The organism is Amycolatopsis sp. NPDC114484, from assembly GCF_055633755.1.
Window position 1 is genome coordinate 679,491 of sequence record NZ_JBVKDQ010000002.1, and the last position, 14,132, is coordinate 693,622.

The 14,132-nt window shown below is 62.9% G+C and carries 14 protein-coding genes, 1 tRNA gene and 1 pseudogene; 9 read left to right on the plus strand and 7 right to left on the minus strand.

The window, feature by feature from the left end:
• The first annotated feature begins 11 nt into the window (after nt 1-11).
• The 8 genes and pseudogenes from ACZ7SW_RS09220 to ACZ7SW_RS09255 all read left to right on the plus strand — a co-directional run.
• Entirely contained in the window at nt 12-2,225 is a 2,214-nt protein-coding gene (locus ACZ7SW_RS09220) for a type IV secretory system conjugative DNA transfer family protein (RefSeq protein ID WP_470229873.1), read from the plus strand.
• Nucleotides 2,226-2,427: 202 nt separating this feature from the next.
• Nucleotides 2,428-3,213: a replication-relaxation family protein gene (locus ACZ7SW_RS09225; RefSeq protein WP_470229874.1), complete on the plus strand. Its 786-nt coding sequence runs from the start codon at nt 2,428-2,430 to the stop codon at nt 3,211-3,213.
• A 34-nt stretch (nt 3,214-3,247) separates the two neighbouring features.
• Nucleotides 3,248-3,841, plus strand: a complete 594-nt coding sequence (locus ACZ7SW_RS09230; RefSeq protein ID WP_470229875.1) for a DUF2637 domain-containing protein — start codon at nt 3,248-3,250, stop codon at nt 3,839-3,841.
• A gap of 74 nt (nt 3,842-3,915) precedes the next feature.
• The gene (locus tag ACZ7SW_RS09235; RefSeq protein ID WP_470229876.1) at nt 3,916-4,278 is read left to right on the plus strand and encodes a hypothetical protein; all 363 of its coding nucleotides are present in this window, start codon (nt 3,916-3,918) and stop codon (nt 4,276-4,278) included.
• Between the two features lie 13 nt (nt 4,279-4,291).
• Nucleotides 4,292-4,942, plus strand: coding sequence for an ImmA/IrrE family metallo-endopeptidase (locus ACZ7SW_RS09240; protein WP_470229877.1), 651 nt, complete (start codon nt 4,292-4,294; stop codon nt 4,940-4,942).
• Nucleotides 4,943-4,954: 12 nt separating this feature from the next.
• On the plus strand, nt 4,955-5,182 hold the full coding sequence (locus ACZ7SW_RS09245; protein ID WP_470229878.1) for a helix-turn-helix domain-containing protein: 228 nt from the start codon (nt 4,955-4,957) through the stop codon (nt 5,180-5,182).
• Entirely contained in the window at nt 5,182-6,582 is a 1,401-nt protein-coding gene (locus ACZ7SW_RS09250; RefSeq protein ID WP_470229879.1) for a tyrosine-type recombinase/integrase, read from the plus strand. Before ACZ7SW_RS09245 ends, ACZ7SW_RS09250 begins: the two co-directional genes overlap by 1 nt.
• 134 nt (nt 6,583-6,716) lie before the next feature.
• Nucleotides 6,717-7,739, plus strand: a pseudogene (locus tag ACZ7SW_RS09255) (recombinase family protein); the annotation flags it as partial.
• A gap of 18 nt (nt 7,740-7,757) precedes the next feature.
• On the opposite strand, the gene ACZ7SW_RS09260 reads toward ACZ7SW_RS09255, so the two are convergent.
• The 4 genes from ACZ7SW_RS09260 to ACZ7SW_RS09275 all read right to left on the minus strand — a co-directional run bounded on the left by ACZ7SW_RS09260 (nt 7,758) and on the right by ACZ7SW_RS09275 (nt 9,739).
• Nucleotides 7,758-7,991 carry a hypothetical protein gene (locus ACZ7SW_RS09260; protein WP_470229880.1) on the minus strand — a complete coding sequence of 78 codons (234 nt, stop codon included), beginning with the start codon at nt 7,989-7,991 and terminating at the stop codon, nt 7,758-7,760.
• 484 nt (nt 7,992-8,475) lie between these two features.
• Nucleotides 8,476-8,562 (minus strand) — tRNA-Leu (locus ACZ7SW_RS09265).
• A gap of 335 nt (nt 8,563-8,897) precedes the next feature.
• Nucleotides 8,898-9,452 carry an IS3 family transposase gene (locus ACZ7SW_RS09270; protein WP_470229936.1) on the minus strand — a complete coding sequence of 185 codons (555 nt, stop codon included), beginning with the start codon at nt 9,450-9,452 and terminating at the stop codon, nt 8,898-8,900.
• Complete coding sequence (locus tag ACZ7SW_RS09275) at nt 9,449-9,739, minus strand: IS3 family transposase (RefSeq protein ID WP_470229881.1); 291 nt, start codon at nt 9,737-9,739, stop codon at nt 9,449-9,451. Before ACZ7SW_RS09275 ends, ACZ7SW_RS09270 begins: the two co-directional genes overlap by 4 nt.
• 403 nt (nt 9,740-10,142) lie before the next feature.
• Here ACZ7SW_RS09275 and ACZ7SW_RS09280 point away from each other — a divergent pair, with 403 nt between their 5' ends.
• Nucleotides 10,143-11,033: a hypothetical protein gene (locus ACZ7SW_RS09280; RefSeq protein WP_470229882.1), complete on the plus strand. Its 891-nt coding sequence runs from the start codon at nt 10,143-10,145 to the stop codon at nt 11,031-11,033.
• On the opposite strand, the gene ACZ7SW_RS09285 is transcribed toward ACZ7SW_RS09280, so the two are convergent.
• The 3 genes from ACZ7SW_RS09285 to ACZ7SW_RS09295 all read right to left on the minus strand — a co-directional run bounded on the left by ACZ7SW_RS09285 (nt 11,008) and on the right by ACZ7SW_RS09295 (nt 14,129).
• A complete protein-coding gene (locus tag ACZ7SW_RS09285) occupies nt 11,008-12,075 on the minus strand; it encodes an integrase core domain-containing protein (protein ID WP_470229883.1) in 1,068 nt (355 codons plus the stop codon). The genes ACZ7SW_RS09280 and ACZ7SW_RS09285 overlap by 26 nt on opposite strands.
• Nucleotides 12,076-12,225: 150 nt before the next feature.
• Complete coding sequence (locus ACZ7SW_RS09290; RefSeq protein WP_470229884.1) at nt 12,226-12,996, minus strand: hypothetical protein; 771 nt, start codon at nt 12,994-12,996, stop codon at nt 12,226-12,228.
• A gap of 671 nt (nt 12,997-13,667) precedes the next feature.
• Entirely contained in the window at nt 13,668-14,129 is a 462-nt protein-coding gene (locus ACZ7SW_RS09295; RefSeq protein ID WP_470229885.1) for a hypothetical protein, read from the minus strand.
• Nucleotides 14,130-14,132: the final 3 nt, after the last annotated feature.

Sequence of the window (14,132 nt, forward strand, 5' to 3'; positions counted from 1 at the left end):
GAGCGGCCGTCATGATGCTGGCCCTGCTCTCCGCTGCTGGTGGCCTCTCGATCCTCGGCCTGATCATCGGCGCACGCTGGCTCGACGCCCTGACGTGGCGTCGTCGGCTGGTCGCTTACCAACTGCGGCTGCCTTCCGGCCTCACGGCCGAGCAGGTCAGTGGGTGGCTCGGGTCCGTCGCGGCCGACTCCCAGCACTGGCCGATCGGCATCGAGATCGAAGCCACACGGGGCGGCATCGCCTTCTACCTGCTTACGAGCCGATCGCACGAGACGAGCACGCTCGCCCGGCTCCGCTCCGCGCTTCCCGGTGTACGTGCCGACCTCTCACCTGAATACCTCGCGGCGCGGCCGGCGGTGCGCGCGGCGAGAGAGTTCAAGCTGACCAGTTCGCAGCGCCCCTTGGCGTCTGACCGCGCTCAGGCTGCCGTCACCTCGCTGCTCTCCGGTCTACATCCCTTCGCAAATGGCGAATTGGTGCGCGTGCAATGGCTGCTGTCGGGTGGCCGCGTCTCCCTGCCGACCAAGGAGGAGGCGGGCGAGTTGGCCCGCGCGGTGCGCGCCAAGAACGCCGCTCCGGTCTTCAACGCCGTGGCTCGCGTAGCCGTGTCGGCACCCTCGCGCGCTCGGGCCGGGAATCTGCTTGTTCGAGTGACCAACGCCTTCAAGATGCTGGACGCTCCGGGCGTCTCGGTCCTCCCGCGGCTGTTGCCGCTGTCCACGGTGACCGAACGCCTCTACCGGCGGGCCGTACCGCTCACCGTCTGGCCGATGCGCCTCAATACCGAGGAAACCGCCGGACTCCTCGGCTTCCCGCTCGGTAACCTGCATCTACCGGGGCTGGAACTCGGCCGCGCCCGGCAGTTGCCACCGCCACAGGACATGGCCCGCTCTGGGCTGGTGCTCGCGGCCAGCAACTTCCCCGGCGTCCAGGACCGCCCCTTGGCTCTCACTACCAGCGACCGGCTTCGCCACCTGCACCTGATCGGGCCGACCGGCGTCGGCAAGTCCACGCTCATCGCCAATGCCACGCTCCAGGACATCGCGCGCGGTGACGGCCTGGTGCTCATGGACCCCAAGAGTGATCTTGTTGCTGACGTCTTGGCCCGCGTACCGGACGCCAGGACGAAGGACGTGATCGTCCTCGACCCGTCCGCCACCGACTTCCCGATCGGGTTCAACGTCCTCCAGGTGGGCCACAACGAGCAGGAACGGGAGCTAGTTGTCGATCACGTCGTACACGTCTTCTCGGAACTCTGGCGTTCGTCCTGGGGACCGAGGACGAGTGACGTACTTCGTACTTGCCTGCTGACGCTAACCCACACCCGTGCCCATGACGGCTCGGCATTCGCGCTGACCGAGGTTCCCGAGCTGCTGCTCAATCCGACCTTCCGCAAGTTCGTCACCGCGCAGACCACCGTGCCCGACTCAGTGCGCTCCTTCTGGGCGGCCTACGAGCGTATGAGCGAAGGCGAACGCGCGCAGGTGATCGGCCCCAGCATGAACAAGCTCCGCAGCCTGACCACCCGCACATCACTCCGTCTGATGCTCGGCCAGAGCAGCGGCATCGACCTGACCGACGTATTCACCAAGCGCCGCGTTGTGCTGGTCGCGCTCAGCAAGGGCACGGTCGGCACTGAAACCGCGCACCTGCTCGGTTCCCTGCTCATGGCCGCGCTCTGGCAAACCACCTTGGCCCGTGCTGCTGTCTCGGCCGAGAAGCGCCGACCGGCGTGGGCCTATCTGGACGAGTTCCAAGACGTGCTGCGGCTCGGCACAGACGGCGAGTTGGCCGACATGCTGGCCCAGGCGCGCGGGCTCGGCCTCGGGCTGACGCTGGCGCACCAATACCTCGACCAGCTTCCCCGCCAGGTACAAGCCGCCGTGCTCGGCACCGCCCGCTCGCAAGTCACGTTCCAGCTCGACCACGACGACGCCCGGACGCTGGAGAAGCGCTTCGCTCCGGCGCTCACCGCTGCCGACCTCATGGGTCTGTCTGCCCACGAGATCGCCATCCGACCGAGCATCAACGGCCAGACCCGTCCGCCAACGACCGGGCTCACCTATCCGCTCAGCGAGCCGAACCACGATCCGGCTGTACTCGCTCAGCAGAGTCGCCAACGCTTCGGCGTGGCTCGGACCGACGTGGAAGCCGCGCTCCGATCCCGCATCGAGACTCCGGCGGCGGGCAAGATCGGGCGCACCCGGCGCGGGGGTACGTCATGATGGCGCGGCGCGGTTGGTTCGCGGGCGCGGTTCGTGCCGTTGGTATCGCTGTTGGTTTCGCCTTGCACCTCACTTCCCGTTTCTCCCTGTCAAAGCCCCGTTTCCGTTCTCCAGCGCCAGCGAAACACCTCGTCCCCACGGGGGACGAGGTATGACTACTCCTCGCCTCCCACAGAACCAGCGGCTCGGCACGGCCCGCGTCATGGCCTTGGCCGAATCGCTGACCGACCGCGAGTGGTCAATCCTCGGCACGGTTAACCGGCTCCGGCTGGCGACGGGCATCCAGATCGAACGGCTGCACTTTGCGGACCTGACCGGCAAGAGTCGGTCGGTCGTCCGGTGGCGGGTGCTCAAGCGGCTGGTCGACGCCCAGGCGCTCATGCCGCTTGCCCGTCGCGTTGGTGGAAGCCTCCGCGGTTCGGGACAGCTCACCTACGCCCTGGACACCACCGGCGAGCGGCTACTTCGGCTGCGCCGCAACCTGTCGCAGACCAAGGAGCGCATCCGACGGCCGGGGCCGATCGGGGATCGCTTCGTGGCGCACACGCTCATGACGAGCGAGCTATACGTGCAACTGGTCGAGCGATCCCGAGGCGAGAGCTTCGCGCTTGACGACTTCCAGGCCGAGCCCGCCGCGTGGTGGCCGAACGGGGCCGGCGGGTGGATGAAGCCTGACGCTTACCTGTCGGTCTCCGCAGGCGAGTTCACCGACCACTGGTGGGTTGAGGTCGATCTCGCCACCGAGGCCGTACCGACCTTGCGCGGCAAGTTCCTCGCCTACATCGACTTCGTAGCCCTTGGGCAGCTCGGCCCTGACGATGTCGTGCCGCGCGTCCTGGTCACGGTGCCGACCCCAGAACGGCGCGATGTGATGGCCAGTGTTATTGCCAAGCTCCCCGCACCAGCCGACGAGCTGTTTGCCGTGGTGCTGCACGACGAAGCCGTGGGTTGGATCACTGCGGAACTCAGCGAGGCCGCTCATGAGTAGGTCACGTCCCCGCGACTGGTGGGTGATCGCGGGTATGGCCGTGACCGCCTGCGCTGCGGCCGTCAGCAGCTTCTCGGGCCTGCGCTCGCTCGCGGCAGCGACCGGCTGGCCGGGAGCGCTGGCGGCGCTGTTGCCGTTCACGGTCGACGCCTACGCCATGACAGCCACCCGCGTGTGGCTGTCGAAAGCCACCGGCTCAACGGCGGCCCGCCGCTTCGCCCGCTGGAACGCGATCGGGGCTATCGGGCTATCGCTCATCGGCAATGCTGCCTGGCACCTGATCGCCGCCAAAGTGCTCACCGTGACGTGGCCGATCGTCGTGCTCGTCGGGGCCGTCCCGCCCGCAGTCCTCGGCCTGCTCTCGCACCTGGCCGTCCTGCACGGCCAGGACGACGAGGACGGAGCCCCGTCACCCGGTACCGAGCTGCACGAGCACCAGGACGAGGCCGAGGCCGGCGGGGACGACCTCCTTGAAGCCGCTCTCGCGGCTGACGACGCTCACCGCGCTGAACACGGCAAGCCGATCACGCGCGACCAGCTGCGGAAGGCGCTGCACGTCAGCACGGGACGAGCAAGCGAGTTGTTGCGAAATATACGCGAGCTACCAGAGACACGCGCCGAAAAGTAGTTGATGTTGTCAATTAAACTGTACCGAATTCGGTACGTTTGAACTATAGTATTTTTCATAAGGGGAGCACCTGAATGGAATCAATAAATCGACCGACAACGCTCGGTCAATACCTAGAACAAGGGCGACAGGCGCTCGGTATCAGCTATCGTCAATGCGCTCTTGCGGCAGACATGCCGCTCACAACAGCGATTCGACTTTTCAAGGATGATGTCGAGAGTCCGCAAGCGGATCACGTACAGCGGCTTGTGAGGGTTCTGGAACTCAATGAGGCTGACGCCTTCGCTTACATCGGCGTAACGCCTCCTAATGGCCTGCCGAGTATCGCACCATACCTGCGCGCGACGACCGGGCTCAAAGGCGAAAACCTAAACGAAGCCACCGAACAGATTCAGAACATCATAGACAAGTACAACGGCCTACCGCCTGACAAGTAAGAAAGGACACCATATGCACACATCAATCATTCGTCAACTACGCGCGCTCATGCCAATGCGCCCGCTCGAAATCCACGAAGCGCGAAGCATCGCCGAGCGCCAAGCGATTCTACTGCTGGAGCTTCTCGGCCAGCGCGAGCCGACCGTGGATGTCGGTCTCATCGCCGAACTCCCACGTGTCGAAGTCAAAGTAGAGCCAAACATGAGTCTTGGAGGTATCTCTGGCTTCTCGCAATGGAGCCATGGCCGATGGCTGATCGTCGTCAACCGCGACGAAAGCGAGAAGCGCCGACGCTTCACGTTGAGCCACGAGTTCAAGCACGTTCTCGACCACCCGTTTATCAAGGAAATCTACAAAGGGCTTAGCGCGAACGACGAGGAACGTCATCGCATGACCGAGCAAATCTGCGACTACTTCGCCGCCTGCCTCTTGATGCCGCGTAACTGGCTTAAGCAAGCCTGGGCTAGCGGCATCCAGAGTCCGGCAGCGCTCGCAGCGATGTTCAACGTTTCCGAAGTCGCCATGAAAATCCGTCTCCGCCACCTACGGCTTATTGACGCACCAACTCGCCCAGTTAGCTTGAGTAATCTGACTCGTCCCGTTCGTAGCTACTTCAGGCATGGCCCGGCAATGCAGTCCGATTTCTATCCAACAACATTCTAAGGAGGGATGTCTATGTCCAACAGTTACCTACCAACCTACTTCCGCACCGCGGCCGATGGTGCCGACGAACTGCTCACCGTTGCAGAAGCGTGCGCCGAGTTGCGAGTCGGAAAATGGATGCTGAACCAGCTCATTCGGTCGCGTGAACTAGCAAGTATCAAGCTCGGCAGACGTCGGCTGATTCCGTCTAGCGCGATTCGAGAGTTGATCGAAAAGCGCCAGGCTGCGGAGATGGCGTGATGGCTCGCCGTAGCGCCAACGGAGAGGGCAGCATCTACAAGCGACAGGATGGTCGCTGGGAGGCTGCTATCTCCCTCAATACCATTACCGGCAGAAGGAAGCGAGCGCGCTTCTACGGTCGTACCCGCCAGGAAGTGCACAGGAAGCTCATCGCGGCAAAGGCGCAAGCCGACCGTGGCAGTTCCTTGCCTGATCGCCAGTGGCATCTAGGTGATTACCTCGATTACTGGCTTGAAGAAGTAGTCCAGCCAAATCGCCGCCCAAAGACCTACCAGCAGTACGAGTCCGTCTCGAGGCTCTACCTCAAGCCTTCTCTCGGCGGCATCCTTCTATCAAAGCTGTCGGTACCGCGAGTTCAGACCTTCATCAATGACCAGTTCGCGCTAGTCGAAAGCCAAGGCCAGTCCAGGCGTAAAGTCCACTCTATGCGAGCCGTGCTGAGCGCGGCATTGAGCCGGGCCATGCGCGAAGAGCTTGTAGCGCGGAACGTCGCACAGCTAGTCGAACTCCGCCCCGACATCCGTAAGAAGATCGAACCCTGGACCGCAGACGAAGCAACCAAATTCCTGGAAGCGGCTCGCTCAGACCAGCTCTTTCCGGCGTTCGCATTTTTGCTCCTACTCGGCCTCCGGCGTGGTGAGCTACTGGGGCTCCGCTGGCAAGATATTGACTTTGAAAGAGACGAGATTCGTATCAGGCAACAGCTCCAACGAGTGGGTGGCAAGCTACTGTTTGGTCCTGTCAAAACGACCGCTGGTGAACGCAATCTGCCCCTCATTCCTTGGGCGCGCGAGTTGCTGCTGAAGCAATCGGAGAGGCGGCATGAGTTGGTCTTCACCGACGATAATGGTGAACCCATACGGCCAGAACGTCTATACCGTACCTTTCTACGCCTCTGCGAGCGCGCAGGGGTGCGGCCGATCAAGATTCACCATGCCCGCCACACCACAGCAACGCTCCTTAAAAAGCTAGGCGTACCAGACCGCGACATTCAAGCAGTCCTAGGCCATTCCCACATATCGGTAACGCAGGAAATCTACCAGCACGCCGATTCGGAAGACCGTCGGGCAGCATTGGGCCTCCTCTTCGACTCGCTGAAGCTCGGCGAAGGTGGGGTGTATTGCCGTCAAAGTTGCCGTCAAGCGCCCCGATCGCAATTTACTAAAAAAGCAAACGAGCGCCTTCGCGCTCGTCTAACAGATGTAAGTTCATGGTGCTGGGAGAGGGAGTCGAACCCCCGAAGACATAAGTCGTCTGATTTACAGTTCGATTCTTCACAGCAAAACGACCGCCTGACCTCTGTGCGAAAGATCGCTCAGTACCGCTCAAGAGCGTGGATTCTCGGCTGTATTGCCGTCAGCGCTGCCGTCAAAGACTCCGACATGGAGCTTGCCGCATGACCCGCCAACACAAACGCCGTGAACGCGGCCCTCCAGTCCATCGGATGCGCTCCTCCCTATTTCGACAACCCGAAAGGAGCCGGTCTTGTACCCGCTCATCTCAGCTCACCAACCACCCGTGAAGGGACGGCGCTATGCGCATACTCCTCGACCCGACTCAGCCCTTCCCAGAAGACACCAAGTTCGCCGTCAGCTACCTGCGCGTCTCGACCAAGGCGCAGACCGAAACCGGCTACGACGAAGAGGGCCTGTCCATCGCGGCCCAACGCGAAGCCAACGAGAGGAAGGCCGAACAGCTCGGCGCGGTCATCGTGGCCGAGTTCGTAGACGCCGCCGAGTCCGCCAAGACGACCGACCGTCCCGAGCTACAAGCGATGCTCAGCTTCATTCGCGAACTGGGCGTCATCAACTACGTCATCGTGGACAAGGTTGACCGGCTCGCCCGCAACCGAGAAGACGACGTGCTCATCAACATGGCCGTTCGTAAGGCCGGGGCACAGTTCGTCTCTTCCAAGGAGAACATCGACGAGACGCCCTCGGGCAAGCTTCTGCACGGGATCATGGCCAGCATCGCCGAGTTCTACTCCGCCAATCTGGCCTCGGAAGCCAAGAAGGGTATGCGACAGAAGGCCAAGTCCGGCGGTACGCCGGGCCACGCGCCTCTCGGCTACCGCAACGTCCGTGAACGTATCGACGGCCGCGAGATTCGCACGGTCGCCGTCGATACGGAGCGTGCACCGCTCATCCAATGGATGTTCAGCGCCTACGCCACCGGGGACTGGACCATGCGCCAGCTCACCGACGAACTCAACCGTCGAGGGCTCCGCATCCCGGCCACGAAGAAGCTCGCGGAACGCCCACTGCGCTACCAGCACATCGACAAGATGCTCGTCAATCGCTACTACACCGGCTTCGTCAGGTACGAGGGTGTCTGGTACGAGGGCCGGCATCCGGCGCTCATTGACACGGTGACCTTCGAGCAGGTGCAGGCCGTCCGGACCGCTCGCGCTGCGGCGCGGGAGAAGGTCCAGAAGCACCCGCACTACCTCAAGGGCTCGATCTTCTGCGGCCGATGCCATGGACGGTTCGGCGTCATGAACGCCAAGAATCGCTGGGGCACGGTCTACCCGTACTTCTACTGCCTCGGCCGCGCCAAGAAGGAGGACTGCACACAGTCAACGGTCCTGATCGCTGACGTAGAGGTGTCCGTCGCGGACTACTGGTCCCGCGTCCAGCTCACCGAACCCCGCATCGCGGCCATCCGCGAACAGGTCATGGCTGAGCTGGTGCGGCGGCAGCACAGCAACCGGACCGAACTCGAACGACAGGAGAAACGCAAGAAGGAACTCCAAAACCAACAGCTCAAGCTGATCGAGATGCGTTACGCCGACGCGATCTCGCTCGACCATCTGAAGTCTGAGCAGGAACGCATCATCCGCGAGCTTGCCCAGGCACAGCAGATCATCGACCAGTGCTCGACCGAGATTGAGGCCGTCATGAAGGTGGTCGAGGAGGCGCTACTGCTCTGCGCCAACGCGCATCGGCTGTACCTCAGCGCTCCGCCCGATGTACGCCGACAGCTCAACCAAGCCGTCTTCGCCCGCTTCTGGATCATTGATGACCAGGTGCATGGTGCGGACCTCACCGAGGGTTTCGCCCACCTCCTCGCGCCCGACCTTGCCGCATGGCTGGCCGAGCCAAAGGACAGCGAAGACGCGAAGATCGAAACCCGTTCACGGCCCACCAGAGGCCGAGGACGATCTACCGGCGCGCAGCGCGCCAACCTGGAACTGGTGCGGCCCATGGACGCCATACAGCGCCCGAACGGCCCACTTCCCGCCGATACGACGGGCCCCGGACCCAACCGGGACCGGGGTTCAAACGTGACCGTTTTGGTGTCCGAGGGGGGACTTGAACCCCCACGTCCGTTAAGGACACTAGCACCTCAAGCTAGCGCGTCTGCCATTCCGCCACTCGGACTTGCTGATGAAGAGAGTATACGACGGTCGGATCCCCTTTTTCAGGGGGGTCCGAAACATCTTCGAGGCCACGCATGTTAAGCTCATATGTTATCAACATTTGAGTCTTGCTCAGCATATCCGCAGGTCCTCGCAATCTGGTTCGCGGCCAGAGCCCGCCAAGACCCCTCTAGGACGCCGTGAGGACTCCCGCCTTGCTGGGGCACCCCTCTGCCAGCAGGTCATTCGGAGGGAGCTCTGCGCACCGGCAACGCCGCCGAAACTCCAGCTTTGAAGCGAGCGGATCCCGGGGTAGTCCGACGGGTGAGGTTTCCCCCGGGGATCGGACACCGGTTTTCATGCTGCGTGGGAGTGGTGGTGACGATAGCTCAGGCGGGCTTCGCGGGGTGTGCGGTAGCCGAGGGTGGAGTGCAGGCAGTGGTGGTTGTAGTAGGCGAAAACGGCTTCGCGTGCGTGGTTGCGGGTGGTCCAGGAGCGAGTGCCGATTTCGGTTTTGAGGGTGGCGACGAAGGATTCGGCGGCGGCGTTGTCGTAGCAGGATTCGGTCCGTCCCATGGAGGGCCAGATGCCGTGTGCGGTCAGGGTGCGGCGGAATTCTGTCGAGGCGTATTGGGTGCCGCGGTCGGAGTGGAACACCGCTCCTGCATTGATCAAACCATGACGGGCGGCGAGGGTGATCGCGTCGCAGACGAGGTCGGCGCGCATGTGCGGCGCGAGGGCGTGGCCCACGATTTCGCGAGTGCGCAGGTCGAGCACGGTCGCGAGATAGAGCCAGCCTTCCTGCGTGGGCAGGTAGGTGATGTCCCCGACCAGCCGCCGGCCCGGCGCGTCGGCGGTGAACGCGCGCCCGATCAGCTCCGGTGCAGGTGCGGCCTTGTCCGGTCTGGTCAGCGACGGGGCCGGTGTCGGGCGAGCCCGGCGAGCCCGCGCTCGCGCATGATCCGTTCGACGCGCTTGTGGTTGACCGCCTCGCCGCGTCGGCGCAGCTCGGCGGTGACCCGCGGGCTGCCGTAAGCGCCCCGGTTGGCCGCGGGGATCCCGGCGATCTCCCCAGCCAGCCGCTCGTCCTGCCTGGCCCGTTGCTCGCGGGCCGACGACTCGTAGAACCCGGCGCGGCACAGCCGGGCGACGCCATACGTGTCGCGGTGAGCGGAGATGAACCGGTAGCTGCGGGTCAACGACCCATCTCCTGCGCGAAATAGGCGGCCGCTTTCCGCAGGATCTCCGGCAAGCCGAGTCCTTAATGCCTCTTCCCGGGAACAGACGCCAAGAAACGTCCCGCCGTCTACCAGGTCCAGCCATTCTTCCGCTCGGGCCCCGCGGAGCCGAACCCGCCAAAATCACGTCTAGATGTCGCTGGAGGGCTGCCCGAAGGCAGGTGCCGCCACACGTTGATCATGGTCAGCTGTGTGGGCCAACCCCTGATCGGTGGTGCCGCAGGACCCAGTAACGCGGGGGAGCCACTACGCCCACGCTTATGTCCGCGAAGATTTATACCTTCGAACCTTAGGGGGCATCATTTCTAGCACCGAGATAGAAGCCGTACTCAAGTGGATACAGAAGAAAGGCTATCCTCTTGAGATGACGGTCGCGGAGGCGCTTCGTAGGGCCAATGCATCGACCGTCGAGCAGGGGATGAACTACGTAGACCGCTGGGACCACAAAGTCCGCGAAGCGGACGTCGTGGCAACCTGGAAATCATTTCAAATTGAAGATGTGCACATGAGGCTCTATTATGTAATAGAGTGCAAAGAAGGAATTACTCCATGGGTTATCTTCGTTCGACCAGAGGAATTTGACACCGACGACGAAAAGCGAATCGACGACACGTACACAATACTAACCTCATTTCTCGCAGAACCGAAAATTCAGTCCAATCGCAAACTGAAGTGGGCGACATCCATTCAAGAGGCAGCTTCCAGCGTGCAAGCTGACATATTCGGAAAACCGTGCACTTGGGGTTACGGAATAACGCAGGCCATGCGAGATAAGGAGAATTCAAAAGACTGGGCCTACGATTCAATTCGGCAAGCCGCAGCAAGTGCGCGCGGCATCGCAGACGAAATTCAGGAGAAGTTTGGCTACGAATATCCATGCGCGTACGCTGTACTGGTAACTACAAACCCACTATACATGTGCTCCACTGATGAATCTGGAGAGTTGCGCATCCAGCCAACCGGCCGGGCGAGAATCCCCGTAAGACTCGACTCCGCATCACAGGCAGTGCTTGTTCAAGTCGTTCATGCTTCTGAATTAAAAAAGTTCGCCGCCGAGTGTGCTCACTCGAGCAAGGTAGCCGAAGTCATCGAGTTCACAGAGCTTGAGCAACCGGACTACCTCGATCTTCAAACGTCTCTAAGTCCGGGTTCGGTGATTGAATGTCCAGCGTGCCTGCACCGCTTCAAAACCAGATGCGGGCCGATGAACAGCGGTAATACCGGCTGGCTCAGGCAACTCTTCGATACTCGTTGATCACACCGCCCAGCACACTCCGACGGCGGATCTCAACATTTAGGTCCTGCAGCGCAGACTGGTACTTGTCGTCGTTGGGAGCTCGTTGGGCCCGCGACTGATGCGGGCGGTGGCCGTTGTAGTGGCCGACGTACTCCGCCAGGACAGCGTGCGCGTGCCGCTCGTTGTAGATCAAAAGCCGGTCCGTGCACTCAGCACGAGCGGTACGCACGAACCGCTCGGCATAACAATTCGCCCTCGGCGTCCGCGGCGGAGTCCTGACGATCTCCACGCCCGCGCTCTGGAACACCCCGTCGAAGGCCGCCGTGAACTTCGTGTCCCGGTCCCGGATGAGGAATCGGAACGCACTGATCCGCTCTCCGAGGCCCCCGGCCAGGTTGCGGGCGGCCTGCGCGACCCAGTCGCCGGCCGGATGGGCAGTGACGCCGAGAACGTGCACCCTGCGGGTCCGGATCTCCATCACGAACAGTACGTACAGCCGACGCAAGAAAATCGTGTCGACGTGGAAGAAGTCGCAGGCCAGCAGCCCACTCGCCTGTGCCCGCAGAAAGGCCCGCCACGCGGTATCGGCCTCACGCGGTGCCGGGCCGATCCGGTGTGCACGCAAGATCCGTCGAACAGTGGCCTCGCTGAGACGACAGCCCAGCCGCACCAGTTCGCCATGAACCCGCCGATAGCCCCAGCGGGGATTCTCCCGCCCAAGCCTCACCACGATCTCGCGCAACTCCTCGCTGACTGCAGGACGGCCAGCCCTACTCGGATACCGCCACTTCCGCGCGACCAGACAGCGATGCCAAGCCAACAACGTGGCCGGAGCGACGATCCGGCGGAGCCTCACGTTTCTGGGCAGCAGCCGCGCCAGCGCGGCCAGCAGCGCCCGATCCGACCACATCAACTGCGGCCGACCGACCTGCCGACGCAACACCGCAACTTCGTGCCGAAGTATCAGCAGTTCAGCGGCCACCGCCGCATCACGACGCGTAATCACGCCAAGCCAGCCGACCAGCCGGACCATGATCAGATACATCAGCCGAAAACGCATAGTCGACGATCATCCCGGACATGGACCGGCAGGCCAATCCGCAGGTCAGCACACCGTCACCAAGTTCTGACGCGGTACACGCACCAGCCAGAGACGAATCGATCACCTCGGCCTGCGTCATCATGCGTGGGCTGTGCCGTGCGGTGCCCGCTAGGAGGCGGCCAGAGCGGCTTCAGCGCTGCATGGAAGCTCCATCCGCTGATCCCGGGCGCTGAGCGCCCACACCCGCACCTTGCCACCGGCCCGGCGGCCCATCATGCAGTCCGTGCCCTCGGCGCCGGTCCGGGCGAACAGGGCCACGCCGACGTCGGATCCGCGCACCTGAACGAAGACCTCCGGCGGGATCCCGGCCAGGTGGGTCTCGGGATCCACCGGGGGCGCGGGCATCCCGGAGGACAGCGCCGCGCGGACCTCCTGCGGGCTGGCTGCGGCCGGCAGGTGCCCCAGGAAGGCCTCGAGCGCCGGAGCGAATCCCGGCGGGATGTCCCGCCTCGGCAACGGCGGCGGGGTGATCGCGGCGGCGTTCGCCGGGCAGGTGATCCGCGACGGTCCCGACGACGTCCCGTAGTAGTCGAACTCGACGCGATAGCAGGCGTCGAAGGCAGTCGAGCCAAGGTTCCAGTCCGAGTTCGGCGTCTCGTGGTGGATCCTCCAGACCAGCCGGGCCATCGGATCCCGGGGGTGGTCGTGGGGCAGGTCCGTGGCCCCCAGGACGCCGAAACCGTTGCTGCGCCCCAGCGGCGTGGCGAGCGCGGCGCGGGCGAACCCGGCGGCGTCCGCCTGGCGCGGATAGCCGATCGCGTCGGCGAGCGTGTCCGACTGCCGGTCCGTCTCGGCGTCGCCCTCGACCGAGGGCACGAGCCAGAAGGACGCGACCAAGGCCGCGCAACCGAGCAGCACCATACCGTGCGAAACCTTCACAGTGCCCAGGTTATCGGTGCCCGATCGCCGATGACTGAGTAGTTTCCCCCGTTTCCGAAAGCCGTCTACGGCAGTATCGGGTCCCCGAGTCGGAAGCTTTGTGGAGTGTCAGGTCGAACCTGGGCAAGCACGCTGGCAGCCTGAGCGCTGCGAACCGCACTTGCATGTCTCTTGGAGACAAGATTTCGATCCGCGCACGGCTGAACCGTCAGCATCCGCTCGTGCCGCATACCGATCGTTCGGTCACACGGTGCCCACCAAGCACCGGCACGGTGACCTGTTCCACCTTTGCGCTGCCGTCGGCGGACCCGCAGCCTGCACCGGATCAGTGTTGCATCCGGCGGCAGCGCAATCCGCTCGCCGGTAGGCTTGCTCATACCAACCAAGCAGCAACGTAACCAGACCAACAAACGACCAGGAGCCACCTCGACCACAATCCGCTGCGTGTCGCTCGGCTCTCCGAGCAGCCGGTCCCCCGGATACGGGATGAAATACCTGCGGACGCGCTAGCGGCAGCTACGCAAGGTCGACGCCTCCGATCCGGCTACCCAATGATCCCGAAGCTTCGCCTTGACCGAGTGGACGCAGCATCCCCGGCACGCTGGAAAAACTCGCATCCCGGCATATCGCCTGCCCCGCCAAACATGAAGCAACACACTCTCCCGCTTCCACTACAACGCGCCAGCCTCTTTCAACAATTCACGTCCGACACCGACATGAGCCAATGCCGGATACCTTGAAGTCAAATCTTCGAGTACCGCTTCGGCAAATTCTTTAACAGCACACCTAAAAGACTCGACAGAACAAGAAATTACCGATTCGCTAAAACTGGCCGTCACCGCAAGCAACCCTTTCTGCCGCTGAAACCGCAAGCTTTCGTCTGTTTCCGTGAAAACATATTCCGCGTCAGAAACCTCGGCTTTCAACAGAGCTTCACAGATTCCCGTGATGGAAAGCGCGAAATGCAGGAGCGGCACTGAGGCAAACTCCGTCACCCAGGATGAATCTCCTTCACGCATTCCCACGGAACCAGGAAAGTAGGACCACAGAAGTTCGCCACGGGCAGCCTTCTCTATGTCACATCTGTGCTCCCAGCCTAGTTGTCCGCTTTCCAGATGATAAAAGATATCCATAAG

Coding starts and splice junctions, on each gene's coding strand:
- ACZ7SW_RS09250 (WP_470229879.1), top strand. CDS start 5,182: ATGGCTCGCCGTAGCGCCAACGGAGAGGGCAGCATCTACAAGCGACAG.
- ACZ7SW_RS09280 (WP_470229882.1), top strand. CDS start 10,143: ATGACGGTCGCGGAGGCGCTTCGTAGGGCCAATGCATCGACCGTCGAG.
- ACZ7SW_RS09240 (WP_470229877.1), top strand. CDS start 4,292: ATGCACACATCAATCATTCGTCAACTACGCGCGCTCATGCCAATGCGC.
- ACZ7SW_RS09260 (WP_470229880.1), bottom strand. CDS start 7,991: ATGGTCGAGCGAGATCGCGTCGGCGTAACGCATCTCGATCAGCTTGAG.
- ACZ7SW_RS09295 (WP_470229885.1), bottom strand. CDS start 14,129: ATGGATATCTTTTATCATCTGGAAAGCGGACAACTAGGCTGGGAGCAC.
- ACZ7SW_RS09230 (WP_470229875.1), top strand. CDS start 3,248: ATGGCCGTGACCGCCTGCGCTGCGGCCGTCAGCAGCTTCTCGGGCCTG.
- ACZ7SW_RS09235 (WP_470229876.1), top strand. CDS start 3,916: ATGGAATCAATAAATCGACCGACAACGCTCGGTCAATACCTAGAACAA.
- ACZ7SW_RS09225 (WP_470229874.1), top strand. CDS start 2,428: ATGGCCTTGGCCGAATCGCTGACCGACCGCGAGTGGTCAATCCTCGGC.
- ACZ7SW_RS09285 (WP_470229883.1), bottom strand. CDS start 12,075: ATGCGTTTTCGGCTGATGTATCTGATCATGGTCCGGCTGGTCGGCTGG.
- ACZ7SW_RS09245 (WP_470229878.1), top strand. CDS start 4,955: ATGTCCAACAGTTACCTACCAACCTACTTCCGCACCGCGGCCGATGGT.
- ACZ7SW_RS09220 (WP_470229873.1), top strand. CDS start 12: ATGATGCTGGCCCTGCTCTCCGCTGCTGGTGGCCTCTCGATCCTCGGC.